At 65.9% G+C, this 25,047-nt stretch carries 28 protein-coding genes; 3 read left to right on the top strand and 25 right to left on the bottom strand.

Annotation, left to right across the window (positions count from 1 at the left end; all coding sequences use genetic code 11):
- Window positions 1–44: 44 nt before the first annotated feature.
- The 22 genes from P2G62_RS12800 to fabD all read right to left on the bottom strand — a co-directional run bounded on the left by P2G62_RS12800 (window position 45) and on the right by fabD (window position 19,244).
- Window positions 45–4,016, bottom strand: a complete 3,972-nt coding sequence (locus tag P2G62_RS12800; RefSeq protein ID WP_275735292.1) for a glycoside hydrolase/phage tail family protein — start codon at window positions 4,014–4,016, stop codon at window positions 45–47.
- Complete coding sequence (locus P2G62_RS12795; RefSeq protein WP_275735291.1) at window positions 4,017–4,478, bottom strand: peptidase; 462 nt, start codon at window positions 4,476–4,478, stop codon at window positions 4,017–4,019.
- A complete protein-coding gene (locus P2G62_RS12790) occupies window positions 4,475–5,365 on the bottom strand; it encodes a DUF2163 domain-containing protein (RefSeq protein ID WP_275735290.1) in 891 nt (296 codons plus the stop codon). The genes P2G62_RS12795 and P2G62_RS12790 overlap by 4 nt, the downstream gene beginning before the upstream one ends.
- A complete protein-coding gene (locus tag P2G62_RS12785) occupies window positions 5,365–5,997 on the bottom strand; it encodes a DUF2460 domain-containing protein (RefSeq protein ID WP_275735289.1) in 633 nt (210 codons plus the stop codon). The genes P2G62_RS12790 and P2G62_RS12785 overlap by 1 nt, the downstream gene beginning before the upstream one ends.
- A gap of 12 nt (window positions 5,998–6,009) precedes the next feature.
- Entirely contained in the window at window positions 6,010–6,669 is a 660-nt protein-coding gene (locus tag P2G62_RS12780) for a phage tail tape measure protein (RefSeq protein WP_275735288.1), read from the bottom strand.
- Complete coding sequence (locus P2G62_RS12775) at window positions 6,666–6,905, bottom strand: phage tail assembly chaperone (protein ID WP_275735287.1); 240 nt, start codon at window positions 6,903–6,905, stop codon at window positions 6,666–6,668. The genes P2G62_RS12780 and P2G62_RS12775 overlap by 4 nt, the downstream gene beginning before the upstream one ends.
- Window positions 6,902–7,222 carry a gene transfer agent family protein gene (locus tag P2G62_RS12770; RefSeq protein WP_275735286.1) on the bottom strand — a complete coding sequence of 107 codons (321 nt, stop codon included), beginning with the start codon at window positions 7,220–7,222 and terminating at the stop codon, window positions 6,902–6,904. Before P2G62_RS12770 ends, P2G62_RS12775 begins: the two co-directional genes overlap by 4 nt.
- Window positions 7,223–7,230: 8 nt before the next feature.
- On the bottom strand, window positions 7,231–7,644 hold the full coding sequence (locus P2G62_RS12765) for a phage major tail protein, TP901-1 family (RefSeq protein WP_275735285.1): 414 nt from the start codon (window positions 7,642–7,644) through the stop codon (window positions 7,231–7,233).
- Window positions 7,645–7,723: 79 nt separating this feature from the next.
- On the bottom strand, window positions 7,724–8,131 hold the full coding sequence (locus P2G62_RS12760; protein WP_275735284.1) for a DUF3168 domain-containing protein: 408 nt from the start codon (window positions 8,129–8,131) through the stop codon (window positions 7,724–7,726).
- Window positions 8,128–8,466 carry a head-tail adaptor protein gene (locus P2G62_RS12755; RefSeq protein WP_275735283.1) on the bottom strand — a complete coding sequence of 113 codons (339 nt, stop codon included), beginning with the start codon at window positions 8,464–8,466 and terminating at the stop codon, window positions 8,128–8,130. The genes P2G62_RS12760 and P2G62_RS12755 overlap by 4 nt, the downstream gene beginning before the upstream one ends.
- Window positions 8,463–9,059: a hypothetical protein gene (locus P2G62_RS12750; RefSeq protein WP_275735282.1), complete on the bottom strand. Its 597-nt coding sequence runs from the start codon at window positions 9,057–9,059 to the stop codon at window positions 8,463–8,465. Before P2G62_RS12750 ends, P2G62_RS12755 begins: the two co-directional genes overlap by 4 nt.
- 192 nt (window positions 9,060–9,251) lie before the next feature.
- The gene (locus tag P2G62_RS12745; protein WP_275735380.1) at window positions 9,252–10,451 is read right to left on the bottom strand and encodes a phage major capsid protein; all 1,200 of its coding nucleotides are present in this window, start codon (window positions 10,449–10,451) and stop codon (window positions 9,252–9,254) included.
- Between the two features lie 33 nt (window positions 10,452–10,484).
- Window positions 10,485–11,042, bottom strand: coding sequence for an HK97 family phage prohead protease (locus P2G62_RS12740; protein ID WP_275735281.1), 558 nt, complete (start codon window positions 11,040–11,042; stop codon window positions 10,485–10,487).
- A gap of 10 nt (window positions 11,043–11,052) precedes the next feature.
- Window positions 11,053–11,286, bottom strand: coding sequence for a hypothetical protein (locus P2G62_RS12735; protein ID WP_275735280.1), 234 nt, complete (start codon window positions 11,284–11,286; stop codon window positions 11,053–11,055).
- 1 nt (window position 11,287) lies between these two features.
- A complete protein-coding gene (locus P2G62_RS12730; protein WP_275735279.1) occupies window positions 11,288–12,466 on the bottom strand; it encodes a phage portal protein in 1,179 nt (392 codons plus the stop codon).
- A 178-nt stretch (window positions 12,467–12,644) separates the two neighbouring features.
- Entirely contained in the window at window positions 12,645–13,991 is a 1,347-nt protein-coding gene (locus tag P2G62_RS12725; RefSeq protein ID WP_275735278.1) for a terminase family protein, read from the bottom strand.
- Complete coding sequence (locus P2G62_RS12720) at window positions 13,939–14,229, bottom strand: hypothetical protein (protein ID WP_275735277.1); 291 nt, start codon at window positions 14,227–14,229, stop codon at window positions 13,939–13,941. Before P2G62_RS12720 ends, P2G62_RS12725 begins: the two co-directional genes overlap by 53 nt.
- 249 nt (window positions 14,230–14,478) lie before the next feature.
- Entirely contained in the window at window positions 14,479–15,645 is a 1,167-nt protein-coding gene (gene mltG / locus P2G62_RS12715) for an endolytic transglycosylase MltG (RefSeq protein ID WP_275735276.1), read from the bottom strand.
- On the bottom strand, window positions 15,645–16,907 hold the full coding sequence (gene fabF, locus P2G62_RS12710) for a beta-ketoacyl-ACP synthase II (protein WP_275735275.1): 1,263 nt from the start codon (window positions 16,905–16,907) through the stop codon (window positions 15,645–15,647). The genes mltG and fabF overlap by 1 nt, the downstream gene beginning before the upstream one ends.
- 164 nt (window positions 16,908–17,071) lie before the next feature.
- Window positions 17,072–17,305, bottom strand: a complete 234-nt coding sequence (locus tag P2G62_RS12705) for an acyl carrier protein (protein ID WP_013067402.1) — start codon at window positions 17,303–17,305, stop codon at window positions 17,072–17,074.
- Window positions 17,306–17,486: 181 nt separating this feature from the next.
- A complete protein-coding gene (fabG, locus tag P2G62_RS12700) occupies window positions 17,487–18,224 on the bottom strand; it encodes a 3-oxoacyl-ACP reductase FabG (protein ID WP_275735274.1) in 738 nt (245 codons plus the stop codon).
- Window positions 18,225–18,314: 90 nt separating this feature from the next.
- The gene (gene fabD, locus P2G62_RS12695; protein ID WP_275735273.1) at window positions 18,315–19,244 is read right to left on the bottom strand and encodes an ACP S-malonyltransferase; all 930 of its coding nucleotides are present in this window, start codon (window positions 19,242–19,244) and stop codon (window positions 18,315–18,317) included.
- A 151-nt stretch (window positions 19,245–19,395) separates the two neighbouring features.
- On the opposite strand from fabD, the gene P2G62_RS12690 reads away from it, so the two are divergent.
- The gene (locus tag P2G62_RS12690) at window positions 19,396–20,577 is read left to right on the top strand and encodes a cytochrome b/b6 domain-containing protein (RefSeq protein ID WP_275735272.1); all 1,182 of its coding nucleotides are present in this window, start codon (window positions 19,396–19,398) and stop codon (window positions 20,575–20,577) included.
- A 148-nt stretch (window positions 20,578–20,725) separates the two neighbouring features.
- On the opposite strand, the gene P2G62_RS12685 is transcribed toward P2G62_RS12690, so the two are convergent.
- The 3 genes from P2G62_RS12685 to P2G62_RS12675 form a co-directional block, all read right to left on the bottom strand.
- The gene (locus P2G62_RS12685; RefSeq protein WP_275735270.1) at window positions 20,726–21,301 is read right to left on the bottom strand and encodes a YceI family protein; all 576 of its coding nucleotides are present in this window, start codon (window positions 21,299–21,301) and stop codon (window positions 20,726–20,728) included.
- Window positions 21,302–21,482: 181 nt separating this feature from the next.
- Window positions 21,483–22,892, bottom strand: coding sequence for a type I glutamate--ammonia ligase (gene glnA, locus P2G62_RS12680; protein ID WP_275735269.1), 1,410 nt, complete (start codon window positions 22,890–22,892; stop codon window positions 21,483–21,485).
- Between the two features lie 63 nt (window positions 22,893–22,955).
- Entirely contained in the window at window positions 22,956–23,294 is a 339-nt protein-coding gene (locus P2G62_RS12675; RefSeq protein ID WP_275735268.1) for a P-II family nitrogen regulator, read from the bottom strand.
- Window positions 23,295–23,468: 174 nt separating this feature from the next.
- On the opposite strand from P2G62_RS12675, the gene P2G62_RS17805 reads away from it, so the two are divergent.
- The gene (locus P2G62_RS17805; RefSeq protein ID WP_345799271.1) at window positions 23,469–24,107 is read left to right on the top strand and encodes an NAD(P)H-hydrate epimerase; all 639 of its coding nucleotides are present in this window, start codon (window positions 23,469–23,471) and stop codon (window positions 24,105–24,107) included.
- Window positions 24,108–24,176: 69 nt separating this feature from the next.
- On the top strand, window positions 24,177–25,028 hold the full coding sequence (locus tag P2G62_RS17800) for an NAD(P)H-hydrate dehydratase (RefSeq protein WP_345799270.1): 852 nt from the start codon (window positions 24,177–24,179) through the stop codon (window positions 25,026–25,028).
- The last annotated feature ends 19 nt before the right edge of the window (window positions 25,029–25,047 follow it).

Here is a 25,047-nt window from a genome sequence, read left to right as displayed (position 1 = left end):
GCGCCATCAGGTTTCCCGCCACAGAGATCAATGCGTGGCATTGCTTAGGCTTCGACATCAACCGCTGCAAACAGGCCGGGTCCGAAAGTATCCGACAATTGCGCAACCTGTAGCGTGAAATCCCCCACGATGCCATCCGCCGCCTTGCTTGCAGCGCTGTAACTCCAGTTTGGCACGCTCACAATCTCTTCTCGTCGGATAGCGCCATTGTCGAGCACCCGCACCATGTAGCGCTCCTCCGCCTCGCCCAAAGGCACCTCGAAACTGTCCCAGTTATCCCCGTCGATCCGTGTGCGTCGGACCCAGGATACCGTCCAACCGCCGCCGCTCTCTGCCGCTCGCAGGTGACACGGGCTGAGCGGGCGCAACCCGATCCCCGAGAACGCCTGCACTGTATGCAGATAGGATGGATCGTCGTAACTCCGTTGTGCCGATCCAACCCGGTAGTGCCGCGCCAGACCGCGCACTGCAGGTGGCAGCGCGATTTGCTCGGGTGCACCGTCCAGCAACACGACAGTGCTGCCTGCAGGCCATGCAGACGGCATCAGCGCATCGGACCCGGCCTGCCCCCGCAGTCGAAGGTTCAAATCCCAAACGCCGGGCTCCACCAGCGTCGTCTCGACGAATTGGAAAACCTCCCAATTGTCGGAACTGCCGTCACCGATCGCCATCAGGTTCGCCCCGTTCAGCACAGCAGCAACCGAAGCCGTTTCCAGCTCGCCCCCAACGATCTGCACACGCAGCGCCGGGCCACGATCCCAAACCCCGGATTGCGCCGCTGCCAGCGCAGTCTGCGTTGTGCCAATCACCGCCCGTCCGTCAAAACTGTGGTTCAGCACATACCCTGCATCTTCGATTGCGGAATACAGCGCCACAGTTCCCGGCCAAGGAGAGGCAGTCACCGCCAGATGCGGCGCATAGGGATCTTCCAGCCCGTTGATCAGGGGAAGATCCAGAAACACCGGCATCACCGGGATCGGAGCCGCAAAGGGTTTGAGAGTGGCGAGTTCTTCTGCCTCATCGGAAGACTCGTAAACCCCGGGTTCGACACGCACCGCTTCGACGTCCAGAACGCCTGCCCGCTCAACCCGGTCAATCCGATAGCGACGCACTCCCTCCACTGTGCTCAGCGCCACCACATCGCCCGCCCCCAGATGCCCCAACGACGGCGGCAAGGCGAATTTCGCACCATCGCGCGCCACTCGCGCCTCTGACAGCCAACGCTCGACAATCCCCTGCGCCTGTGCGCGCGACAGCGCCAGCGGCAGTTCGGATGCAGCCGCTACGCCGGCCTCTTCATCGGGGAAAACCGCTTCCACCGCGCGGGTTTCGAAATCGCCATCGGCTTCAACATAGGCCAGCCGCACACGCCCGGCCGTCTCTGCCTGAGGCGCGCGCGTTGTTTCCAGATCTGTGTCGTTTTCCCCCAGCGCCAACTCCGACAGCGCCAGCTTCGCATCCACACGCCCGTCGCGCATCCGGAACACCACCTTCCCGTCGCGCTCCAACGCCTCGAACCCATAGGCCAGCATCAACGACTGTAATCCGCTGCGCCCGGTCTGCCCACCACTCATCGCGTAACCGCGCACAACACCATATAGCCCGCTGACGTCAATCTCTTGCAGCCCACACAATGCGCAGATCTCGGCAACGACACTGGCCAGCGGTTGCGATGTAGCCCGGCCCGAAATCCAATGCCCGCGCGGATAGTTCGCCGCATCCGACCACAAAACACCATTGGCCGGAAACTGTGGAAAGGGGCGCGTATCCCAGGCCCAGACATGCGCCCGGCTCATATCCACCATCGGACCCGCATAGCTGTCCGAGATCGGGTTATTCGCTCCATCACCCCAGAAATCCACCATCGCGCGCAGATACTGCATCTGGATCAGCTCGTCCCGCCGCCCGTCCGAAAAATGGGGCGCGCTCGATTCCGAGCTTTTTGGGTCCAGAAACTTGTTGGGCTGATTGGTGCCCTTGTCGATTGCGGCGCATCCCATTTCGGTGAACCAGATCGGTTTGGACTGGGGTATCCAGGCCGTAGGGGTTGCGCTGCGCACCCCACCGATCCGATCATGGTGCAAATTCCCCCACCAGCCGCGCAGATCCTTGAAACGCCAGATCCACGGTTCATCATGTTCCCCATCGACGATCGGCGTGCGGATCTGTGCCTGACGATGCGCGTCATGCGCGTAATACCAGTCATAGCCCTCGCCACCCGCGATATTGGCCTTCAGGTAATCGAGATTGTAAATCGCGCCCCAACCGGCATCGAGATGCTCTTCACCATCGCGCCAATCCGACAACGGCATGTAATTGTCGATACCGATGAAGTCGATATTGGCATCGGCCCACAGCGGGTCCAGATGAAAGTACCGATCCCCCTCGGCGGTGACGTGACCGAAATATTCGCTCCAGTCCGCCGCATAGCCGATCTTGCAGGAGGGCCCCAGGATCGCCTTCACTTCAGCCGCAAGCTGCCGGAATGCCGCGACCGCGGGAAAGCTGTCACTCATCCCTCGGATCTGCGTCAGCCCTACCATCTCGGTTCCAATGCAAAACGCATCCACCCCCCCGGCCAAGGCACACAGATGGGCATAGTGCAGAATGAAGCGGCGCATAGACCATTCCTCAGGGCCGGAATAGGTTACCTTGCCGCCCGCGACCGTGAAATCGCCGGGCTGCGCCTCGCCAAAGAACCAGGCCACCTCTTCCTCTGCCACGGCCGTGCGGTCCGGCGTCCCCACTCGCCCCGGTGCCACCGACAGGGTGATGCGCCCGCGCCAGGGCAACGCAGGCTGGCTCTCCTCTCCGGTCCAGGGGTCGGTGCGCAGATTGCCCGCCAACTGCTCCATCAGGATGAACGGATAGAACGTCACCGCCTTGCCCGCCGCCCGTAGCGCCGCGATCGCCTCGATCACCGCCGCATCCGCGGGTGTGCCTCCGTAGACGTCGGCACCCTCCAGCTTGGGCACCAAGTCGGCTTGAACGCGCGACAACCCGGACACCTGCCAGCGCATGTTCTTGCCATCACCCGTATGATCATTGACCATCGGCCTGATCCGGCAACTGGAACAGCGCAGATCGTCACCGAACCAGGACACCACCAGCGAGGCGGCCCCGCAATTGGGCAATTCCTCGTTCAGCGTCTCCAGCGCCAGCGCGAAATCCGTCTGCCCGCCCGGCGCATTCTGGTTGACAATGACCGTCTCTCCCTGCGGGGCAAACAGTTGCTGCACCCCTAGCGAATTGAGCCATGTCGTCCCCTGCAGCCCCGTCACGACACTGGCGTATTCCACCGGCGTGGTCGCCAGCCCGTATTCCCCGGTGCCGGGGATCAAGGCCACCGCTTCGATCCCGCGCACTAGATCGGGCACGTCGCCAATCAACTCGCCCTGGGCCGGACGCATTACCTCGAAGGTGAACTGCGGCACCCGGTTGCCGTAGGGCTCCAGCGCCAAGTCCTCCAAAACCACATAGGCGATTCCGCGATAGGCCGGCGCCATGCCCGGGCCTTCCACTGCCTCGATCTTGGGATCGGGGAGTTGATCGCCAGAGCCGGTGTAGACGCGCATGTTCAGCGTGGATTTGTCGACCTCGGTGCCATCCGCCCAGACCCGGCCGACGCGCAGGATCTCCCCCTCGCAGAGCGCCAGAGCCATGCTGACCGAATAGCTGTAATTTGTGATCCTGACCCTCGGGCTCCCTTTGCCCCCGCTTTTCTTCACGCTCTTGGTTTCGAAAAACCGGGTGGCCCAGATCACCTGTCCTCCGACGCGCATCCGTCCCCAAACCCGACCGACGGCATCGCCCTCGCTTGCACTCGTCAGGCGAAAGCGCTCGACCTTGCCCGTCTCGACCGATTGCGCGCCCACACCCAACAACCGTTGGTCGATCGCACGACCCAACGTCGCCCCGATCGCACGCCCGATCACCGCCCCCGACAGGCCCAGAATGGTGCCACCAAAACCGCCGCCAATCGCGGCACCTGCCGCCGAAAGCAAAATCGTCGCCATTCATCTGGCTCCTTCAGGAAATTGGAATCGCGCCACGATCCGACGCCGCCATGGCGCCGGAAGCGGGCTTTCGACCACACCGTGTCCGGTGTAGGCATGAATGAATGCGGCGTTCCGACCGGTCCGGGACAGGATCCCCAGATGCTTGGCCACCGCTCCCGCGCGCATGCGAAACAACAAAAGCTGGCCGGGACTTTCGGCGCCCGTCACCTCCACCAGATGCCGCCGCAATCCCAGCCACAGCATCTCGCTGTGCGCTGGCTCGGCCCAGTCGGCGGTATATGGCGGAATCGGTTCCATCTCGCACCCGTAAAGCCTGCGCCAGATTCCGCGCAGCAGCCCCAGACAATCCGTACCTGCGCCCCGCACAGATGCCTGATGCTGATAGGGTGTTCCCACCCAGTCGCGAGCCACAGACAGCGCACGCAGCCCGGCAGATTCGGGCGCCCCCTGCGGTATCATCCGAACAGGCTCCCACCATCGTTGCTGCCGCTTTGCACCGGATAGCTCACCAGCCAGTCCTCGCCTGGCATGTGCGGAAATCCACGGAAGTTCAGAAAATTGTCGAACTTCAGGCGACAGGTCTCGGCCCGCCGGTCGCATCCCGCCTCCAGCCGCAGCAAATCGCCGGGCGCGACATCCGCCCCCAGCCTCTGCCACAACTCGATCTCACGCGTGCCGTCCTTCAGCGCCCGATCGTTCTTGATGACCCCGACCAATCCGGCCGCAGCGCCGCTCAGCACCTTGATCCGGCCCTTTTCAAACCAGCGGTCATCAAACCCCGGCAGCCCGGCGAACCGGAACACCACCGCCGCCTCGATCTCCTCTGCCGCGATCTCCGCCGCATAGCCCGGCGCGCGGGTATCGAACCGGCAATTGGCATCCCCCAGCACCGCAGAACAGCGCGGGTGATAGATCCAGCCCCCCTCGACCCCCAGCGCTTCGCTCAATCCGCGCAGCTCTGCCGTGAACGCCCCCGCGCCCCGGGTGATCTCACCCAGCGAGCCGCGAAACGTCAGCGCATGCTGATCAGTATCAGCCCAGTTCACGATCCACGCCCGCACCTCGGCCCCGTCGAACCGGCCGGCCAAGATATCGGCCTCGGTGATCGCCTCGGAACTTAGCGCGCCGAAGCTTTCGGTATTGTCCACCGCCAGCCCCGTGCCCTGCACCAGCGCCTTGGCCGTCATCCCGCTGTCGGGCTCGAACCGGATTCCTTCGAACATCAGTTCCGCGTCATGGTCGGTAAACCCCAGCACCCGGCCATCCTTGCGCACCACCGCCCAGGCCCGCGCGATCGTCGTGCATCCCGTCGCCAGATGCGCCTTCAACTCCTCGGAATAGCCCATCAGATCCGCACCTCCAGCACCGGCACCTGCGGCAGGTCGCCCGCCTGAAACGACTGAACCGAGACCTGAATGCGGTCGGTGTCAAACCGCACCGGAACGTCGAATTCGAACCCCGCCGTGATCCGTGCGCCTTCCGCCGGGGCCTCCAGAAAACTCACGACACCGGTCGCGGTATCGACCGTGAAATGGACGGCTTCGGACTGATGATCGCCCTGCAGACCGACCTTGACCGTGCCCGCGACCGGCTTGGTGATCGGCCGCACATAATCGACGCCGCCCGAACTGTAGGTCTTGCGCAGCTGAAACGCGCGCGTCACGCCATCGCCGGTGCCGATCAGTTGATCTTCGTAATCCACCGCCTGCGAGGCGGGACAGGATTTGTAATCCGCCCAATCCTTCCAGCGGAAGCCGTGCAACTGCCCCGCGCGCGCCTCGAAAAACGCGATCAGGCGCTCCACATCATCCAGGCTGCGCAGACCGACGCCCGCATCGTAATGGCGCCGCGAATGTGCCCAGGGGCTGTTGCGTTCCTCGAACCCGTTGGTCAGGGTCACGATCTCGGTGCGCCGCTCCGGCCCACCGACCGAACCAAAGCTCAGGTTCGCCGGAAACCGCACGTCATGAAAGGCCATTCTCTTCGCTCCTCAGCTATTGCGCTGACCGCGCGCCAGGGCGCGGTTGATCTGTGCGGCGATCTGGCTGGAACTGCGCGCAAACCCCGCCGTGTCTGGGGTCGAGACATTCATCACCACATTGATCTGCCGCCCGCCGGCCGCCTGCACGCCCAGCCGGCCATCGACGCCCCGCGCCAGCGGCATGATCGCCTCGGGCCCCGCCTCGCCCATCAGGCCGGTCGCCCCGCGCATCGGAAAACTGACCGGGCTGCTGACAACACCGCCCTTGGCGAAAGGCATCACCCGCCCCTGGCTGAATGCCCCACCGCTGGCAAAAGGCAACATGCCGCTCAGCAATCCGTTCATCGAACTGGCAATCGCTCCGCCGACCGCATTTTGCACGGGCCGCATCGCCACCGAATAGACGCTGTCGCTCATACTCTGCGCGACGCTTTTCAGCGCGTCGGACAGCTTCATGCCGTCAAATACCACCCCGTCGAACGCCTTGCGCAGGCCCCGGCCGATACTGTTGCTCAGCGTGCCGACCTCACGCCCGGTGAAGATCATGCTTTCACGCATCCGCCCCAGCTCGTCGTTGAACGCACCGGCCATCGCCTCGGCTCCGCCCAGGCTCTTTTCCAGATCCGCCGCCTGCTGGCTCAAACCGTCCAGCCCGTCCACCTCGATCATCGCCCATCCTTTCGTGTTTCACCTTGCGCCGGTGCGGCGGCGGGCCGGTCGGGCCATTGCGCCGCCAGCTCGTCCAGCCGCGCCCGCGTCAGCTGCGGGCGGCCCGCCGCCTCGCCCAGCATCAGCGCCAATTCCGCGGGCGTCAGCGCCCAGAACTCCGCCGGGCGCAGCCCGAGCCCGCGGATCCCCACCCGCATCAACCCGGGCCAGTCCAGCCCGCCCGCCGCCGCACTCACGGGCTGCCCGGCACGGTGAAAGCACGCGCCAGCAACTCGGCCGCGATCCGTGCCGCCTCGACCGGCCCACCGCCAATCTCGACCGACCGCAAATCCGCCGCCGTGCCGCCCCATCCGCCACCGCGCAGCCCCGCCACCACCAGCGCCAGGACATCGCGCGTCGAAAACGCGCCGGTCTCGAACCGCTCCACCAGCGCCAGCATGCTGCCCCCGGCCAGTTCCGCCTCCATCTCTGCCAGCGCGCCAAGCGTCAGACGGGCCACATGCCGCTCGCCATCCAGCCAGATCGCCACCTCTCCCGCCCAGGGGTTTGCCATCGCGGGCCTCACAGCGCCGTAAAGCTCAGCGCGCCGGCCGAGGCCATCGACAGCTCATAGGTCGCCTCGCCGTTATGGCTGCCCGCATATTCGACCGCGGTGATCATGAACGGCCCCTGCACGATACCGAAATCGGGGATGATCACCTGGAAATCCGGCACTTCCCCGTCGAAAAAGATCTGCCGCGCGCGCTCGTCCGTCGCGGCGTCCTTGAACACCCCCGACCCCGAAATCGCGGCCGAGCGCACGCCCGCCCCCCCCAGCAACTCGCGCCAGCCGCCCTGGCTTTCGAGCGAGGTCACATCGACCGTTTCCGCGTTGAAGCTGATCCGCGTGGCCCGCAGCCCCGCGATGGTTTCAAACTGCCCGCCCCCGGTAAGGTCGAGCTTGATCAGAAGGTCCTTGCCGTTCTGCGCTGCCATGACTGAAGTCTCCGATGAAGATGATAAACCAGGGGCCGGCCCCGCAGGCGGCCCGCTACTGCCCGAAAGCGCGGGGGCCTCAGCCCTCGACCCGCGCCCGGAATGTCAGATCAATGCGCCGGGTGTCGGCCTTCTCGACGCGCCGCGCCTTGGCCCGCACGAACCACAGCGCCACCAGCCTGCCCCGCGCCAGCGCCAGTTCGGCCCCGACCAGCGCGTCCGAAATCGCCGCCGCCACCGCCTTGGCGCCCTGAAACCCGGCCTCGGTGGTCACCACCGACACGACGAAATCATGCGCCGCCCCGTCGCCCGTCATGTCGGACGCATCGCGCGCATCCTCGGGGCCCAGGCTGACATAGGTCGCCTCGGCGGTGCCCGGCGGCACAGCGTCATAGATCGCCGTGCCGACCAGCGCGCCCAAAGGCGCATCCGCCACCAGCCGCTGATACACCGCCGCCTGCAATGCGGCCGCAACACCATAGCTCATGCCACCACCTCCTCGCGGGCAAAACAGGTCAGGTAGTGCTGGCCCCGGTCCGCCTCGGCCACCGCCAGGATGCGAAACAGTCGCGTGCCCTCGCGGAACCGCTGTTCGGGGCGGGGACGGCGGTCATCGCCCACGGGGGCCGACCGCACCACGATCCGGTAGGGCACTGACGCCAGCGTCACGAACTCGCCTGCCCGTTCGACACCGGTGCCTGCCGTCACCTCGGCCCACAGCGCGCCAAGGCTCTGCCACACCAGCGTGAAGCCGCCCGCGCCATCGGGCACCCGCGTGGGTTCTTCCAGCTCCAGCCTGCGGTTCAATACCGGCACGCTCATGCCCGGCCTCCCAGCACCCGCACGGTGCGCCAGCGCTCGATCAGCGCCATCACCCCGAAGGGCATCGCATCGGCCTCGCCCGCACGATCATGGCGCAGCTCGTAATATTGCGCGGCCAGCAGGAATACCGCCTGCGCCAGATCGACCGGCAGATCCGCCCAGCTCGGGCCGAACCCCGCCGTGAAGGCAATCTCGACCGTGCCGCCCGCGGGAATGCCCGGCAACAGCCCGCCCATGGCCTCCAGCCGCGGGCGCGCCATGTCCCGCACCAGCCGATAGCGCGCGGGGTCGATCACCGTGATCGCGCCGTCGCGGTCCACCATCCGCACCTCACTCACCGCGCTAACCGGCGCCACCGGCAACGGCTGGCTCGCGTCGTCGCGCCAAGCCTCCAGGCTCAGCGTGAAGTCGCGTGAAAGCAGAACCTTGGCCGTGCGCCCCTCGATCGCGGCCAGACCCGCGCGAAGATAGGCCTCCAGCGCCGCATCCTCCGCCCCCAGATCCGCAAAGCCCGTGCCAAGCCGCAAGTGATCGCGGAATTCGGCCATCGGCAGGCGCCCCGAGGCCACCGCCGTTTCTTCGTTCAGCATCATGGAAATTCTCCGAAATTCGCAACGCGCCCCAAGGGCGCGGGGTTGGGCGTTCGGGCGCGGGCCCTCCCCGCCGCCGCTCGGACGGAGGGAGCAGCTAGGCGACGACGGTCAAACCCGCGCCCGCCCGAAGCCAGGGCGCGGGGGCCCCAACTCGCAGGCCGGGGGATTACGCCCCCGGCCCTTTCACCCCCCTCACGAGGTGGCGAACTTCAGCAGCTTGATCGCGGCGAAATCGCTCACGTCGCCGCCCACGCGCTTGGACGCGTAGAACAGCACATGCGGCTTGGCCGAGAAGGGGTCGCGCAGCACGCGCAGATCCGGGCGCTCGGCGATGGTGTAGCCCGCACCGAAATCGCCAAAGGCAATCGCGGTGGTGCCCGAGGCAATATCCGGCATGTCCTCGGCGATCAGCACCGGATAGCCCATCAGACGCGCGGGTTCGCCCGCCTGCAGCCCGTCGGACCACAGGAAACGGCCGTCGGCATCCTTCATCTTGCGCACCGCGCCGGCGGTCTTCGAATTCATCACGAAGCTCGCGTTGGCACGGTATTCGGCGTTCAGCGCATAGACCAGATCGACGATCGCATCCGACGCATTCACCGCGGCGAAATCGCCATCCGCGCCGGTTGCCACATAGCCCAGCGATCCCCAGGCCCAGACCCCGTTGGCGACCTTGGTATGCGTCAGAAAGCCCTTGGGCTTGTCCACGCCATCGCCCGCCACGAAGGCTGCCGCTTCCGACCGTGCGAACTTGTCCGCGATGCGATTGGCCAGCCAGGTCTCGATGTCGAAGGCGCTGTCGTCCAGCAGGCGCTGGCTGGCCTTCGGCATCGCCGCCAGTTCATGCAGCGGGATCGAGATGCGGTCGATCTGCGGCGTGGCGGTCTCGGTCAGGGCCGCGGTCTCGCTCGCCCAGCCCGACCCCATCTCGGAATGGTCGACCAGCACGTCGAAGCTCGACGCCTCGACGTTGACCACATTGGCGATCTGGCGGATCGAGGCGGTGGCCTTCAGCACACCGCGGATCGTGTCCGAGGTCTGCGGGTCCACCAGATAGCCGCCCTCGGCGGCCACCGCGGTATTCAGCGCCTTGCCTTCCAGCGACAGGCCGCGCAGCGCGTCATCGTCGCCCGACCGCAGATAGGCCGCAAAGGCCTTCTGATGCGGCGCCTCTTCCGAGGCGGCGGCGGAAAGGGCGGGACGCCCGGCGAAGGTCGATTTGGTGTGCAGCATGGTCAAACGCTCGTCCTGTTGTTGAAACTTGGTCTTCACTTCATCCTGAAAGCCTTTGATTTCCTTCAGGAACCCGGCCAGCGCGGTTTTCACCTCAGCCGCCGGGTCCGGGCCCTCGGACATACCCGTCCCGGCCCGAGCCTTGGTCTCGGTCTTCATCGTCACTCGATCTCCATGGGTCACTGGCCGCGCTCAGCGCGCTGCCATGTCAGCCGCGGCGCGCGTCAGCGCCTCGGCCAGATCGCGCCAGGTCTCGGTCTCCAGGCTCTCGCCCTTGCCCGCCACCCGCGCCTCCTTGAGCATCGGGAAGGTCACCAGCGACACCTCCCAAAGCTCCAGTTCCGCAAGAAGCCGCTGGCCTTTTGCGTCCTTTTCGGCAGCTACAGTGCGATAGCCGATCGACAGCCCGTCGATCGCCCCCGCCCCGATCAGCGCCGCCGCCTCGCGCGCCCGCCCCACGTCCAGCAGCAACCGCCCCTTGACGTAAAGCCCGCGCTCGTCCTCGAAAATCTCGTCCCACACGCCGATCGGCTGCGCCGGGTCGTGCTGCCACAGCATCTTGACGCTGCCACCGCGCGCCTTGAGCCGCTCTAGGCTTTTGCGATAAGCGCCGGGCTGCACCACATCGCCGCCCTGATCGGGCAGACCGAACAGGCTGGCATAGCCCTCGATCACCGCGCCCTCGCTCACCTGCACCACCTGCTCGGCGCGGCAGAACTTCAATTCAAGCCCGTAATCACTTGTCTTCATGTGATAATCCTTATTTCGGCGCGTATTCCAACACGCTCTGCACCGCCTGCGTCAGGATCACGGCCACCACGCCGTAGACCGTCATCCACAGCCGTTTCTCCAGACCCTCGATCATGGTTTCGATCCGGCCCAGCCGCCGGTCGACCTGGCTGAATTGCAGCTCCATGATCTTCTCGGTGGCCTCGAAGCGCTGCTCATGAACCTCGAACGGCTCCTTGAGATAGCGCGACCCGCCTTCCCCCATCTCACGCCTCCGCCAGCGGCGGCAGGCCCAGCAGGGCGCGTTTCTCGGCATTGCTCAGGAAGTCCGCCTCGCCCACGCGCTTCCATTGCTGGTCGCGCTCGGCCGCCAGCGCGGGGATCTGGTCCAGATCGGGCTTCAACTCGACCTGAGCGCCCAGATGCGTCGACAGCCACCACGCCACCGCCGCCGTGACCCGCGTCGCCAGCGGCAGCACGGTCAGCCGGTAAAACGCCCGGTGCGCCTCGGCGTAATTGGCATAGGTCGCATCGCCCGGAATCCCCAGCAACATCGGCGGCACGCCAAAAGCCACCGCAATCTCGCGCGCGGCCCCCGCCTTGGTTTCGTGAAACTCCATGTCCGAGGGGCTGAACCCCATCGGCTTCCAGTCTAAGCCCCCTTCCAGCAGCATCGGTCGCCCCGCATTGCGCGCGCCCTGATGATGGGTCTCCATCTCGAAGGTCAGCCGGTCGTATTGTTCGGGGCTCAGCGTGCCCTGCCCATCCGCGCCCTTGTAGATGATCGCGCCACTGGGCCGCGCCGCATTGTCCAAGAGCGCCTTCGACCAGGCGCTGGCCGAATTATGCACATCCAGCGCCACCGCCGCCGCCTGCATCGGGCTCAGCCCGTAATGGTCGTCCTGCGGGTGGAAGCTCTTGATATGGCACACCGGATCGGGATGGCCAGTCATGTCGAACCGATGCTTGCGCCCGCCCACCGTGTAGTCATAGGCTCGCGGCCAGCCATCCGTGCCCGGCACGACCGACATCCGGTCCGAGCGCAGCACATGCAATTCGCGCGGCAGCCCCGGCTCGGCGCTGACCGCCTCCAGATAGCCGTCGCCCGACAGCAGCAGCTGCCCATACAGCGCCTCGAACAGCTCGGCCCGGCCTTGCCCCGCATTCGGGCGCCGGATCAGATCCATCAACGGGTGGATCTCATAGCGCCGCTCGGCATCCTGGCACACCAGCGGCACCGCCGCCGCCGCCTCGGCGATCAGTTTCACACAACGAAACCCCACCGGGTTGCCGGTAAAGCCCGTGCGCGTCAGGCTGACGGTGTCGCGCGGGCTCCACACGACGCGCCCCGCGCCGCTCGCCATCGCCACGATCCGCCCCGTGACCGAGGCCTTCTGCTCGGGCACTGCCGCTTGCGCGCCCTTGCGAAAGAATTGCATTCCCATCCCGTTCTCCTTGAGCTGGCCCACGGCCCCGGGGCCGCAAAGAAAAAGGGCCGGGGAAATCCCCAGCCCTTTCATCCGAATTTTCACAGGTCGCGCCGGGGGCACCCGCGGGGGCCAGCCCCCGCACCCCCGGAGTATTTGTGCCAAGAAGAAGGGCATCCCCCCTCTGGCAGACCAGTCAAAGCTGGCGCATCTGCGGGCGGCGCCAATGCGCGGCGGGCTCTATGATCAGCTCGTGCAGCGCCCAGACCAGCGCGTCCACCCGGTCGGGCGATCCGCGCCCTTCATAGCCCTGCACCGTCATCCGGCACATCTGATCTTCCAGCGTGCCCAGATGACCATGCTTGAGATGCCGCACCCGCCCCTGTTCATAAAGCGCCGCCACCGGCTCGGCCCGCGCCGATTTACCCCGCCCCGCGCGCAGCGCCTTGAATGGCACCAGCGGGTCGATCTGCCGGATCACCGATTCCACCATGTCACCGCCCTGGTTGACCTCGGCCACCAGTTTTTCGGCGCCATATTTCTCCATCGCGGCGATGGCGGCGCGCGCCCAGTCGGTGGGCTTGCCCCGCGCCGAGCAATCCTCCAGCACATAGGCGCGCCAATCCTGCACCGGCCCGCGCGTCACCGCGCCCACCACCACGATCCCGCATTCGTCCGACCCTGCGTGCCCGGTCACGGCCGGGTCCACCGCCACCACGATCCGATCCAGATCGGGGGCACGATCGACCCGGCAGCCTTCCAGCCCCGCGGTCGTCCACAGCGCGCCTTCGACGTCCTCCAGCAGCACCCCTTCCAGCTCTTGCCGCCCCAGCCGGGTGCCGGCATAGCGCGCCTGCACCTCCTCCAGGAACGAAGCCGCCAGATAGGCCCGGTTCGCCTCGGTCGGTGCATGGGTCACCACCGTCGAGGGGTTCTTCAGAATGGTCTTCAGCACCCCCACATTGCGTGGCGTCGTGGTGATGACCTGCTGCGGGTGGGTGCCCAGCCGCAGCGCGAATTGCAGCATGTCCCAGGTCTCCTCGGCCTTCTTCCACTTGGCCAGTTCATCGACCCAGGCGGCATCGAATTGCGGGCCCCGCAGCGCCTCGGGCTCATGGGCCGAAAACGCCTGCGCGGTCGCGCCATTGGGCCAGATCAGCCGGCGCCGCCCGGCCTCCCATTCGGGGCGCCGGTCGGGGGGCGAGCAGGCCAGGATGCCGCTGTCGCCGAACACCATCACGTCGCGCACCTGATCGAAGGTCTCCCCCACCAGCGCCACGCGCCGCGCCCTGCCGGGGTCGAGCGGCCGCGCGCCTTCCACCTGCGCGCGCACCCACTCGGCCCCGGCCCGCGTCTTGCCCGCACCGCGCCCGCCCATGATCACCCAGCTTTTCCAGGCGCCTGCGGGGGGAAGCTGATGCGGCAGCGCCCAGAACTCGAACATCCACGGCAGGGCCAGCAACGCGTTGTCGCCCAGCCCTTCCAGAAACTCATCCACCTCCTCCTGCCTCGCGCAGGCGAGCCAGGCGGCGCCCGATCTCATCTCGCGCCGCGTCGAAGTCGAGCGCATAGTCTCGGACGACCCCGGCAACCTGTTTGCGGAGTTTTTCAACGCGTGTCCTTTCATCCATAACCATCTGAAATGCCGTGCGCAGATCCTTGACCGCCTGAATGGCGGCCTTGGCCTCGCCCGTTTCGCCCTGGCGAACCCCTCGCATCGCCAGCGCAAGTTCCTCGGCCACTTCCCGATACAAAACTTCCGTTTCCTTCAGCAAATCCACCGAAGGCTCTTTCCCACCCGAGAAAGTCATATCCATGTGCTGTTGAACCCGCCTCTCATGCCGTTTGACCGCACGAGCGAAATGAAAAAAGCGGCATCGGGTCACCCCCGCCGCTTGCCCACTTCTCCTAGCATGCACTTTTTCTACTTTAGAGCGTTCGCAAAGTCAAGCCCTAAATTCAGGGTTGTGCCCCATACCCAGAAAAAACCGGGGCACCACGGCCCCGGTTTTTGCATTTCCAAAACGAAATCAGTTACCTGCACCCTGATTTTGTTGCTCCGCCTCGATCTTGCGCCAAGCCGCCACGTTGCGGTTATGCTCGTCCAGCGTCTCGGCAAAGGCATGTCCGCCGCTGCCATCGGCCACGAAAAACAGGTAGCGCGTCGAATCGGGGTTCAGCGCCGCATCGATCGCCGCGCGGCCGGGGTTGGCAATCGGCGTCGGCGGCAACCCGTCGATGACATAGGTATTGTAGGGCGTCTCGCGGCGCAATTCCGATTGCCGCAGACCGCGCCCCAGCACGCCCTGGCCCTTGGTCACGCCATAGATCACCGTCGGGTCGGTCTGCAGTTTGATCCCCTGCTCCAGCCGGTTGATGAACACGCTCGCCACCTGCCGCCGTTCGCTGGGCACGCCGGTTTCCTTCTCGACGATCGAGGCCATCACCAAGGCTTCCTCGGGCGTCTCATAGGGCAGACCCTGCGCGCGCGCCTCCCAGGCGGTGGCCAGAATGACCTGCTGGCGCGCCTGCATCTCGGCGATCAGCGCATTCCGGTCCGAGCCGCGCTTCACCTCATAGCTGTCGGGCGCAAGGCTGCCCTCGGCCGGGATCTGCTTGATCTCGCCCTTCAGGAAATCGGCCGATTTCAGCGCCTCGACCACCTGCCAGCTGGTGACCCCTTCGGCCAGCGTCACCCGCGTGCGCACATCGGCCTTGCTCGATTCCTCGGCAAAACCTTCGGGCGCCGGTTCGGCCGCCGGGTCGAACTTCGCCTTCTCGACATATTGGCCCGACACCGGGTCCAGCTCACGCAGGATCATGTCCTGCGCCGTGACCCCGATGCGAAAGTTCAGCTCGGTGCCGCAACTCGACGGCCCGCCCGAGGTGATCTGATCGACGATCCCCTCCATCGAGGCGCCCGGGTCGATCAGATAGGACCCGAACTTGAGCGCCCCGGACTTGCCTGCGTAATCCGCCCCCGCGCGAAAGATATAGGCCGACGAAATCGCCCCCTGCCCGCGCAGATCCTCGGACACGCGCGCGAAACTCGCCCCCGGCTCGACCCGCAGACAGACCGCCTGCGTCAACGGCCCAGGATTCGTGTACTGCTTCTTCGCCCAGGCGGCCAGACCGCCCAGACCCACCAGAATCACGATCAGAACCGTCAGGAAGTTAGAGACGATATGGCGCCACATCAGCCCGCAACCTTGCCCAGCACAAGGCTGGCGTTGGTGCCGCCAAAGCCAAAGCTGTTCGACAGGGCCACGTTGATTTCCCGCTTGCGCGCCACGTTGGGCGCCAGATCCAGCGTCGTATCCACCGCCGGATTATCCAGGTTCAGCGTCGGCGGCGCGATCTGATCCCGGATCGCCAGAATGCAGAAGATCGCCTCGACCGCGCCGGCCGCCCCCAGCAAATGCCCGATGCTCGACTTGGTTGACGACATCGTGGCCTTCGCCGCCGCATTGCCCATCAGCCGCTCCACCGCGCCCAGCTCGATCGTATCGGCCATGGTCGAGGTGCCATGCGCGTTGATGTAATCCACCGCATCGGGCGTCAGCCCGGCACGCGCCAGCGCCGCCTTCATGCTGCGGAAGCCGCCGTCGCCATCGGACGCCGGGGCCGTGATGTGATAGGCATCGCCCGACAGGCCATAGCCCAGAACTTCGGCATAGATCTTGGCGCCGCGCGCCTTGGCGTGCTCGTATTCCTCCAGCACGACGACACCGGCCCCCTCGCCCATCACGAACCCGTCGCGATCCGCATCATAGGGGCGGCTGGCCTTGGTCGGCTCCTCCGCACGTGCCGTCGACAATGCCTTGCAGGCGTTGAACCCGGCGATCCCGATTTCCGAGATCGGCGCCTCGGCGCCGCCCGCCACCATCACATCGGCATCGCCCAGCATGATCAGCCGTGCCGCATCGCCGATTGCATGCGCGCCGGTCGAACAGGCCGTCACCACCGCATGGTTCGGCCCCTTGAAGCCGAACTTGATCGAGACCTGCCCCGACACCAGGTTGATCAGGCAAGCCGGAATGAAGAAGGGCGACACACGCTTCGGCCCCTTTTCGGCGATCAGCAGCGCCGTGTCGGCAATCGTCGACAGCCCGCCGATGCCGGACCCGATCATCACGCCGGTGCGCTCGCGGCTTTCCTCGTCCTCGGGCATCCAGCCCGAATCCCGCACCGCCTGCGTTGCCGCAGCCATGCCGTACAGGATGAAATCGTCGACCTTGCGGCGCTCTTTCGGCTCCATCCACTCGTCGGGATTGAAGGTGCCGTCGCTGCCATCGCCCAGCGGAATCTCGCAGGCGTATTTGGTCGTCACATTGGACGCATCGAACCGCGAGATCAGACCCGCCCCCGACTGGCCCGCGATCAACCGTGACCAGGTTTCCTCGACACCGCAAGCCAGCGGCGTGACCATTCCCAGACCCGTGACAACTACCCGACGCATCCTCGACCTCTCTGACAATTCCTCAGACCCCGATCTGATACACGCGCGCGCGCAGGGGCGCAACGTCCAGCACACACCCCGCCCGGGCCCGCGGCGACACCCCGCCCGCACAAAGGAAAACGGCGCCCGCAAGGGCGCCGTTCAAACCTGGACCGAAGATCCGATCAGGCGGCTTCGGTGATGAATTTCACCGCATCGCCGAAGGTCTGGATGGTTTCGGCCGCATCATCCGGGATCTCGATGCCGAACTCTTCTTCGAAAGCCATCACCAGCTCGACGGTGTCAAGGCTGTCGGCGCCCAGATCGTCGATGAAGGACGCGGTCTCGGTGACCTTGTCTTCTTCCACGCCCAGGTGCTCCACGACGATCTTCTTCACGCGATCTGCGATGTCGCTCATGTCAATTCCTCAAGTTTGAGGGCCTTGGCCCGTCCCTATGTCCTTGCTCGGTAGAGCAGCTTTATCCGCCCCGCTTGCGCGATGGCTGCCGTCAGGCTGGGTCAGCCCCCGGCCCGTCCCCGCCGCTCATAACACAGTCTTGCCCCAAGGCAAGCCGTTTCGCAAGCGGCGGGACCGCGTGTCACACCATCGCCATGCCGCCATTGACATGCAGCGTCGCGCCCGTGACATAGCCTGCCTCGGGACTGGCCAGATACAGCACCGCCGCCGCGATTTCCTCGGGCGCGCCCATCCGCCCCGCCGGGATCTGCGACAGGATCTTGCCCTTCTGGTCGTCGTTCAGCTTGTCGGTCATCGCAGTGGCGATGAAGCCCGGCGCCACGCAGTTCACGGTGATGCCACGGCTCGCCACCTCATAGGCCAGCGATTTCGACATCCCCACCAGCCCCGCCTTGGCCGCAGCATAGTTGCCCTGCCCCGGGTTGCCGGTCTGACCCACGATCGAGGTGATGTTGACGATCCGCCCCCAACGCGCCTTCATCATGCCGCGCAGCACCCCGCGCATCAGCCGGAAGCTCGAGGTCAGGTTCACGTCGATCACCGACTGCCATTCCTCGTCCGACATCCGCATGAACAGGTTGTCGCGGGTGATGCCCGCATTGTTCACCAGAATATCCAGGCTGCCCATCGCCGCCGCGGCGGCCTTCGGCAGCGCCTCGACCGATTCCGCATCCGACAGGTTCGCCGGGCACACGAAGGCCCGTTCCCCCAGTTCGGCGGCCAGCGCCTCCAGCGGCTCGACCCGCGTTCCCGACAGCGCAACCGTCGCGCCCGCGCCATGCAGCGCCTTCGCGATCCCGCCGCCAATACCGCCCGAAGCGCCCGTAATCAGCGCCGTTTTTCCAGTCAGATCAAACATCTGCAGTCCCTTCCTAAACCAAGCCTTTTCATCTTGGTCCAAATATCCTGGGGGTCCGGGGGCTGGCCCCCGGCGCCCTTCCTCCGCGCCTCAGCCCTTCAGCGCCGCAATATCCTCGGGCGCGCCCACATTGCGCTGCACCGTCTCCTTGGCGATCCGCTTGATCATCCCCGACAGCGCCTTGCCCGCGCCGATTTCCCAGAATTCGGTCACGCCCGCGCCCACCATCCATTGCACGCTCTCGCGCCAGCGCACCGACCCGGTGACCTGCTCGACCAGCAGCTTGCGGATCTCCTCGGGGTCGCTCACCGCCTCGGCCACCACATTGGCCACCACCGGCACGGCCGGCGCCGTGATCGTCGTCTCGGCCAGCGCCGCGGCCATCGCATCGGCAGCGGGCTGCATCAGGGCGCAATGGAACGGTGCGCTGACCGGCAGCAGCAGCGCCCGCTTGGCGCCGCGCGCCTTGGCAATCTCGGCGGCGCGTTCGACCGCTGCCTTGTGCCCCGAAATCACCACCTGCGCGGGATCGTTGTCATTGGCTGCCTGACAGACCTCGCCCTGCGCCGCCTCGGCCGCCACCTCCTGCACGGCGGCCAGATCCAGCCCCAGCACGGCGGCCATCGCGCCCACGCCGACCGGCACCGCCGATTGCATCGCCTGCCCGCGCAGCCGCAGCAGTTTCGCCGTATCGGTGACGCTCAGCGCCCCCGCCGCGCACAGCGCCGAATATTCACCCAAGCTGTGCCCCGCGACATAGGCCGCATCCGCGATGCCGAAGCCCTCGGCCTCCAGCGCGCGCAGCGCGGCGATCGAGGTTGCCATCAGCGCGGGCTGGGCGTTCGCCGTCAGCGTCAGCGTCTCGATGTCGCCCTCCCAGATCAGCGCACTCAAGCGCTCGCCCAGGGCCGCGTCGACCTCGTCAAACACCGCACGCGCCGCCGGATAGGCGTCGGCCAATGCGCGGCCCATACCGATTGCCTGCGCGCCCTGCCCCGGAAATACGAATGCTCGGCTCATGCCATCCTCCACGTTCAAACCTTGCCCCGGTCTAACGTGACGCCGCGTCCGAGACAACAACTTGCGCACATCGCCTGTGCGCGTGTCGCCATGGCCGCACCGGCCCGCAGCGCGTATCCTGACCGAAATCCCCCTTCTGAAAGTTGCCCCCATGTTGACCAACACCCCCCAAAGCTATGGCGGCGTCGCGCGCACGCTGCACTGGCTGATCGCGCTGCTGATCCTGACGGCAATCGGCCTCGGGCTCTATGCCGAGGATCTGCCGCGCGACAGCGATGCCGCCGTCGCCACGCTGAAGACGATTTATTCCCTGCACAAGACGATCGGGGTCACGGTCTTCTTCGCCGCGCTCCTGCGTATCCTCTGGGCGCTGAGCCAGCCGAAACCAGTGCCCCTGCATCCCGAACGCCGGCTGGAAACCTTCGCGGCCGAGGCCGTGCACTGGGCGCTTTACGGCGCGATGCTGGTGATGCCGCTCTCGGGCTGGATCAGCCACGCCGCGCAGGCAGGGTTCGCACCGATCCTGTGGCCCTTTGGGCAAACCCTGCCCTTCGTGCCCCGCTCCGACGCCCTCGCCCATGGGTTCGAAACCCTGCACAAACTCTCGGCACTGGTGCTCTATGCCGCGCTGGCCCTGCATATCGCAGGCGCTCTGAAACACGCGCTGATCGACCGCGACGCGACGCTGGCGCGGATGACGCGCGGCACGGCGGCGGGCACGCCCGGTGCGGCACATGCTCTGGGGGGGCCGCTGCTGGCGGCGCTGATACTCTGGGCCGCAGTGATCGGCGCGGGGCTCACCCTGCCCACCCCCGGGCGCCCCGCCCCGCAGACACAGACCGCCACCGTGCAAACCGGCACCTGGCAGGTGACCGAAGGGACGCTTGGCTTCACCGTGCAGCAAATGGGCGCCGCGGTGACCGGGCAATTGCCAGTCTGGAGCGCCGCGATCGACTATGATCCCACTCCCGGCACCGGCACGGTCACCGTGCAGATCGACACCACCGCGCTTACCCTCGGATCGGTCACAGACCAGGCCAAGGGGGCGGACTTCTTCGATACCGCCACCCACCCGACGGCCACCTTCACCGCCGCCATCACCCGGCAGGAGGGCGCCGATCATCTGGCCACGGGCACCCTGACCCTGCGCGGCGCCGAGGTGCCCGTCACCCTGCCCTTCACCCTGACCCTCGAGGGCGAGACCGCGACGATGCAGGGCCAGGTGACGCTGGACCGGCGCGCCTTTGGCATGGGGGCAAGCTACCCTGACGAGGGCACCGTGGGCTTTGCCGTCACCGTGGACGTGGCGCTTACCGCCAGCCGCCGCGACTGACCCGAACCGCGGGGGGCCGCCTGCCCCCCGCACCCCCCGGGAGTATTTGTGCCAAGAAGAAGACCAGCTTCCTTCTTCTTGGCACAAATACTCAAAAAAGACGGCCGCCGGATCGCTCCGGCGGCCGTTTTCGCAAGTGACAGAAAGCTTATTCGGCTTTCATCGCCTCGATCGAGATCGCGATCGCCACCTCGTCGCTGACATAGGGCGCGAACTGGCCCATGTCGAAATCCGAGCGCAGCACGGTCGTGGTGGCGTCGAAGCCGACCCAGGGCTTCTTGGCCATCGGATGTTCGCCCATCTGCGTCATGACCGCATCCAGAACCACCGGCTTGGTGATGCCGTTGATCGTCAGATCGCCGGTGATCTTGCCGCTTTTCTCGCCGGTCACTTCGATGCCGGTCGATTTGAACGAAATCTCGGGCGCGGCTTCGGCGCCGAAGAAATCCTCGGTCAGGAAATGCGCGGTACGCTCATCCCAGCCGGTGTAGAGCGAGGCGGTCGGGAAGGCCACGCTGACCGACGACGCGGCCGGATCTTCGGCATCGAATTCGATCGTGCCCTCGAAGCCCGAGAACATGCCCGTGGTCGTCGAGAAGCCAAGATGGGTGTAGCTGAACACGATCTGGCTGTGGCTCGCGTCGAGCGTATAGGTTTCGGGCGCGGCAGCGGCGGCGGTGGCCAGACCGAAGGCAAGGCCGGCGGCCAGAAGAACGGATTTCATCGCGGAAAACTCCCTGAATGCGTGAACATGGCCTCAGGATGCCCATTGCGGGCTAGCGTCGCAATTCCACAGAACCAAACAGGTTCTGTGCGCAGGTGCTCATCACGCCTGCGACAGCGGCGGCGCCCAAAGCAAAAGGGCGCCGCGAACGGCGCCCTTTCCCCGATAATCCCGGACGGGATCAGCAGGAGTAGTACATCTGATACTCGACCGGGTGGGGGGTATGCTCGTAGGCATAGACTTCTTCCCACTTCAGCGCGGTGTAGCCCTCGATCAGGCCCTTGGTGAACACGTCGCCCGCGAGCAGGAAGTCGTGATCGGCTTCCAGCGCTTCCAGAGCCTCACGCAGCGAACCGCAGACGGTCGGGATCGCGGCCAGTTCTTCGGGCGGCAGATCGTAGAGGTCCTTGTCCGACGCCGGGCCCGGGTCGATCTTGTTCTTGATCCCGTCGAGGCCGGCCATCATCAGCGCCGCGAAGCACAGATAGGGGTTCGCCGCCGGATCGGGGAAGCGGGCTTCCACACGTTTCGCTTTCGGCGATTCGGTCCACGGAATACGGACACAACCCGAGCGGTTGCGGGCCGAGTAGGCGCGCAGAACCGGGGCCTCGAAGCCCGGGATCAGACGCTTGTAGCTGTTGGTCGACGGGTTGGTGAAGGCGTTCAGCGTTTTCGCGTGCTTCAGGATACCGCCGATGAAATACAGCGCCTCTTGCGACAGGTCAGCGTATTTGTCGCCGGCAAACAGCGGCTTGCCGTCTTTCCAGATCGACATGTTGACGTGCATGCCCGAGCCGTTGTCGCCCTTCATCGGTTTCGGCATGAAGGTCACGGTCTTGCCGTAGGCGTGGGCCACGTTGTGGATCACGTATTTGTATTTCTGGATGTTGTCGGCTTGCTCGACCAGGCCACCGAAGATCATGCCCAGCTCGTGCTGACAGGTCGCCACTTCGTGGTGATGCTTGTCAACCTTGATGCCCATGCGCTTCATGGTCGACAGCATTTCGCCGCGCAGATCCTGCGCTTCGTCGACCGGGTTCACCGGGAAGTAGCCGCCCTTGTGGCCGGCGCGGTGGGCGAGGTTGCCCATTTCCATCGGCGTGTCGGTGTTCCAGGCGGCCGCCTCGGCGTCGATCTGGTAGGACACTTTCGCCGGCGTCACCGAATAGCGCACGTCGTCGAAGATGAAGAATTCTGCTTCGGGGCCGAAATAGGCCGCATCGCCGATGCCCGAGGATTTCAGATAGGCTTCGGCCTTGTGGGCCACCTGACGCGGGCAACGGTCATAGGCTTCGCCGGTGTCCGGCTCGACCACGTCACAATGCACGCACATGGTTTTTTCGGCGTAGAAGGGGTCGATGTAGACCGACGAAGCATCCGGGATCAGCTTCATGTCGGACTGGTCGATCGATTTCCAGCCGGCGATCGACGAGCCGTCGAACATGAAGCCTTCTTCGAAGAAGTCCTCGTCCACCAGATCGGCGATCAGCGTGACGTGCTGCAGCTTGCCGCGCGGATCGGTGAAGCGAACGTCAACGTATTCGACTTCCTCCGCCTTCATCAGTTCGAGAGCTTTTTTGACTTTGCTCATTGCACAGTACCCTTTCGTTGAGCATGGGTTCACGGGCACGATGGGCCCGGTATTCGAAAAACCTTAAACCGCGTCGTCGCCGGTCTCGCCGGTGCGAATGCGGATCGCCTGCTCCACCGGAGAGACGAAGATCTTGCCGTCACCGATCTTCTCGGTGCGCGCAGCCGAGGTGATCGCTTCGATGGCGGCATCGACCATTTCGTCGGGCAGCACCATCTCGATTTTCACTTTCGGCAGGAAATCCACGACATATTCGGCGCCGCGATACAGTTCGGTATGGCCTTTTTGCCGCCCGAAGCCTTTGACCTCGATCACCGAAAGGCCCTGAATACCGGCTTCCTGCAGCGCTTCTTTCACCTCATCCAGCTTGAAGGGCTTGATGATCGCTTCCACTTTTTTCATGCCGCCGACTCCTTCATCAGGTCTTTGCCGCCCCCGTCTGACCACTTTCCAGCAGGGCTCGCAATCGGCTAGGCTGGGCGGGGCGCGACGGGGCTCGGGATTCCAAGTTGTGCGCTTATATTTTGGGCAGATAGCACGCATGCCGGGCAGTTTGAAAACGATTCGAGCGAAAATATGACAGAAATTCTGACAAGCGCCCAAATGCGCGCCGCTGAGGCTGCCGCGATCGGCAGCGGCGCGGTTACCGGACTTGCGTTGATGGAACGCGCCGGAGAAGGCGTGCGCGACGCGATATTCACCCACTGGCCCGACCTGGAACGCCCCGCGCAGCCGCCCCGGCAGGCAGTGGTGCTGTGTGGTCCGGGCAACAATGGCGGCGACGGTTTCGTGGTGGCCCGACTGTTGCGGCGGCGCGGCTGGAGGGTCAGTCTCTATCTGCATGGCGACCCCGCGCGGCTGCCGCCCGATGCGCATCAAAACCATGCCCGCTGGCGCCGGATCGGCCCGGTGCTGCCGCTGCCGCTGCAGCCCGATTTCGGGCAGCCCGATCTGGTCATCGACGCGCTGTTCGGCATCGGCCTGAACCGCCCGCTGGGCGGGTTCGCCGCAATCTTCGCCGCGATCGAGGCCTGCGGCGCGCCTTGCGTGGCCATCGACCTGCCATCGGGGCTTGATGCCGATGCGCGCCCCGAAACGGCGGACTGGCCCTCGGCGCCCTGCTCGCTGGCCGTGACCTTTCATCGCGAGAAACCGATCCACGCCGAGTTGCGCGCTGCGGGCATCCCCGTCATCGTGGCCCCGATCGGCCTGTGATTCACGCTTTTCTCACCGCCGCCCCCTATACGCATTGACCAAGCCCGCAACATTGCCGCCGGAGGTGCCATGATCCGCCACATCACCCTGACCGACGAGATGCGCGCTGCGCTGCGCAAAACGGGCGCCGCACATAAATACGCGCACGGCCATGCGCTGATCCTGTCGGGCGGGGTGGGTCATGGTGGCGCGGCGCGGCTGGCCGCGCGCGCGGCGCTGCGCGTGGGGGCGGGGCTGGTGACCGTGGCGGTGCCGCCGCCCGCGCTGCCCGAACACGCGGCCCAGCTGAACGCGGTCATGTTGACCCCGCTGCCCGACAGCTATGCCCTGCGCGGGCTGCTGCGCGACAGCCGGATCACGGCGCTTGCCCTGGGGCCGGGCCTGGGGCTGCGCCGCGCGCAGGAAATGACCCCGGCGGCGCTGTCGGGCGAACGGCCCTGCGTGCTCGACGCCGATGCGCTCAGCGCCTTTGCCGAGGACCCCGCCCTGCTTTTCGGTCACCTCTATCCCGGCTGCGTGCTGACCCCCCATCTGGGAGAGTTCGGGCGGCTTTTCCCCGATCTGGCCGCGCAATTGCAGGGCGGTGCCGACAAGGCCGAGATCACCCGCGCCGCCGCCGCGCGTGCCGGGGCGATCGTGTTGCTCAAAGGCCCGGATACGGTGATCGCCACCCCCGATGGCGCGCTGGCGGTGCATGATGCCAGCGGGGAAAACGCGGCGCCCTGGCTGGCGACCGCCGGGTCGGGCGATGTGCTGGCCGGGCTGATCTGCGGGCTGATGGCGCGCGGCCTGACGCCCTTCGAGGCGGCCGGCACCGGCACCTGGCTCCATGCCGCAGCCGCGCGCAGCTTCGGCCCCGGACTGATCGCCGAAGACCTGCCCGAAGAGCTGCCGACCCTGTTTCGTGCGCTCGATCTGTGACCGCGCGCCCGGGCCCGGG

The organism is Paenirhodobacter sp. CAU 1674, from assembly GCF_029222945.1.
Lineage (GTDB): Bacteria > Pseudomonadota > Alphaproteobacteria > Rhodobacterales > Rhodobacteraceae > Rhodobacter.
The sequence above is the reverse complement of the archived record's forward strand: the minus strand, read 5'-3'. Positions and strand labels throughout refer to the sequence as shown.

Excerpts from the sequence above, each read along its gene's own strand:
- P2G62_RS17805 (WP_345799271.1), top strand. The coding sequence starts at position 23,469 with ATGACAGAAATTCTGACAAGCGCCCAAATGCGCGCCGCTGAGGCTGCC.
- P2G62_RS12785 (WP_275735289.1), bottom strand. The coding sequence starts at position 5,997 with ATGGCCTTTCATGACGTGCGGTTTCCGGCGAACCTGAGCTTTGGTTCG.
- P2G62_RS12725 (WP_275735278.1), bottom strand. The coding sequence starts at position 13,991 with ATGAGATCGGGCGCCGCCTGGCTCGCCTGCGCGAGGCAGGAGGAGGTG.
- P2G62_RS12790 (WP_275735290.1), bottom strand. The coding sequence starts at position 5,365 with ATGGGCTATTCCGAGGAGTTGAAGGCGCATCTGGCGACGGGATGCACG.
- glnA (WP_275735269.1), bottom strand. The coding sequence starts at position 22,892 with ATGAGCAAAGTCAAAAAAGCTCTCGAACTGATGAAGGCGGAGGAAGTC.
- P2G62_RS12675 (WP_275735268.1), bottom strand. The coding sequence starts at position 23,294 with ATGAAAAAAGTGGAAGCGATCATCAAGCCCTTCAAGCTGGATGAGGTG.
- P2G62_RS12740 (WP_275735281.1), bottom strand. The coding sequence starts at position 11,042 with ATGAAGACAAGTGATTACGGGCTTGAATTGAAGTTCTGCCGCGCCGAG.
- fabG (WP_275735274.1), bottom strand. The coding sequence starts at position 18,224 with ATGTTTGATCTGACTGGAAAAACGGCGCTGATTACGGGCGCTTCGGGC.
- P2G62_RS12755 (WP_275735283.1), bottom strand. The coding sequence starts at position 8,466 with ATGAGCGTGCCGGTATTGAACCGCAGGCTGGAGCTGGAAGAACCCACG.
- P2G62_RS12760 (WP_275735284.1), bottom strand. The coding sequence starts at position 8,131 with ATGAGCTATGGTGTTGCGGCCGCATTGCAGGCGGCGGTGTATCAGCGG.
- P2G62_RS12735 (WP_275735280.1), bottom strand. The coding sequence starts at position 11,286 with ATGGGGGAAGGCGGGTCGCGCTATCTCAAGGAGCCGTTCGAGGTTCAT.
- P2G62_RS12770 (WP_275735286.1), bottom strand. The coding sequence starts at position 7,222 with ATGGCAAACCCCTGGGCGGGAGAGGTGGCGATCTGGCTGGATGGCGAG.
- P2G62_RS12795 (WP_275735291.1), bottom strand. The coding sequence starts at position 4,478 with ATGATACCGCAGGGGGCGCCCGAATCTGCCGGGCTGCGTGCGCTGTCT.
- mltG (WP_275735276.1), bottom strand. The coding sequence starts at position 15,645 with ATGTGGCGCCATATCGTCTCTAACTTCCTGACGGTTCTGATCGTGATT.
- P2G62_RS12690 (WP_275735272.1), top strand. The coding sequence starts at position 19,396 with ATGTTGACCAACACCCCCCAAAGCTATGGCGGCGTCGCGCGCACGCTG.
- P2G62_RS12765 (WP_275735285.1), bottom strand. The coding sequence starts at position 7,644 with ATGGCAGCGCAGAACGGCAAGGACCTTCTGATCAAGCTCGACCTTACC.
- P2G62_RS12730 (WP_275735279.1), bottom strand. The coding sequence starts at position 12,466 with ATGGGAATGCAATTCTTTCGCAAGGGCGCGCAAGCGGCAGTGCCCGAG.
- P2G62_RS12780 (WP_275735288.1), bottom strand. The coding sequence starts at position 6,669 with ATGATCGAGGTGGACGGGCTGGACGGTTTGAGCCAGCAGGCGGCGGAT.
- P2G62_RS12745 (WP_275735380.1), bottom strand. The coding sequence starts at position 10,451 with ATGAAGACCGAGACCAAGGCTCGGGCCGGGACGGGTATGTCCGAGGGC.
- P2G62_RS12800 (WP_275735292.1), bottom strand. The coding sequence starts at position 4,016 with ATGGCGACGATTTTGCTTTCGGCGGCAGGTGCCGCGATTGGCGGCGGT.
- P2G62_RS17800 (WP_345799270.1), top strand. The coding sequence starts at position 24,177 with ATGATCCGCCACATCACCCTGACCGACGAGATGCGCGCTGCGCTGCGC.
- P2G62_RS12750 (WP_275735282.1), bottom strand. The coding sequence starts at position 9,059 with ATGATGCTGAACGAAGAAACGGCGGTGGCCTCGGGGCGCCTGCCGATG.
- P2G62_RS12685 (WP_275735270.1), bottom strand. The coding sequence starts at position 21,301 with ATGAAATCCGTTCTTCTGGCCGCCGGCCTTGCCTTCGGTCTGGCCACC.
- fabD (WP_275735273.1), bottom strand. The coding sequence starts at position 19,244 with ATGAGCCGAGCATTCGTATTTCCGGGGCAGGGCGCGCAGGCAATCGGT.
- P2G62_RS12705 (WP_013067402.1), bottom strand. The coding sequence starts at position 17,305 with ATGAGCGACATCGCAGATCGCGTGAAGAAGATCGTCGTGGAGCACCTG.
- fabF (WP_275735275.1), bottom strand. The coding sequence starts at position 16,907 with ATGCGTCGGGTAGTTGTCACGGGTCTGGGAATGGTCACGCCGCTGGCT.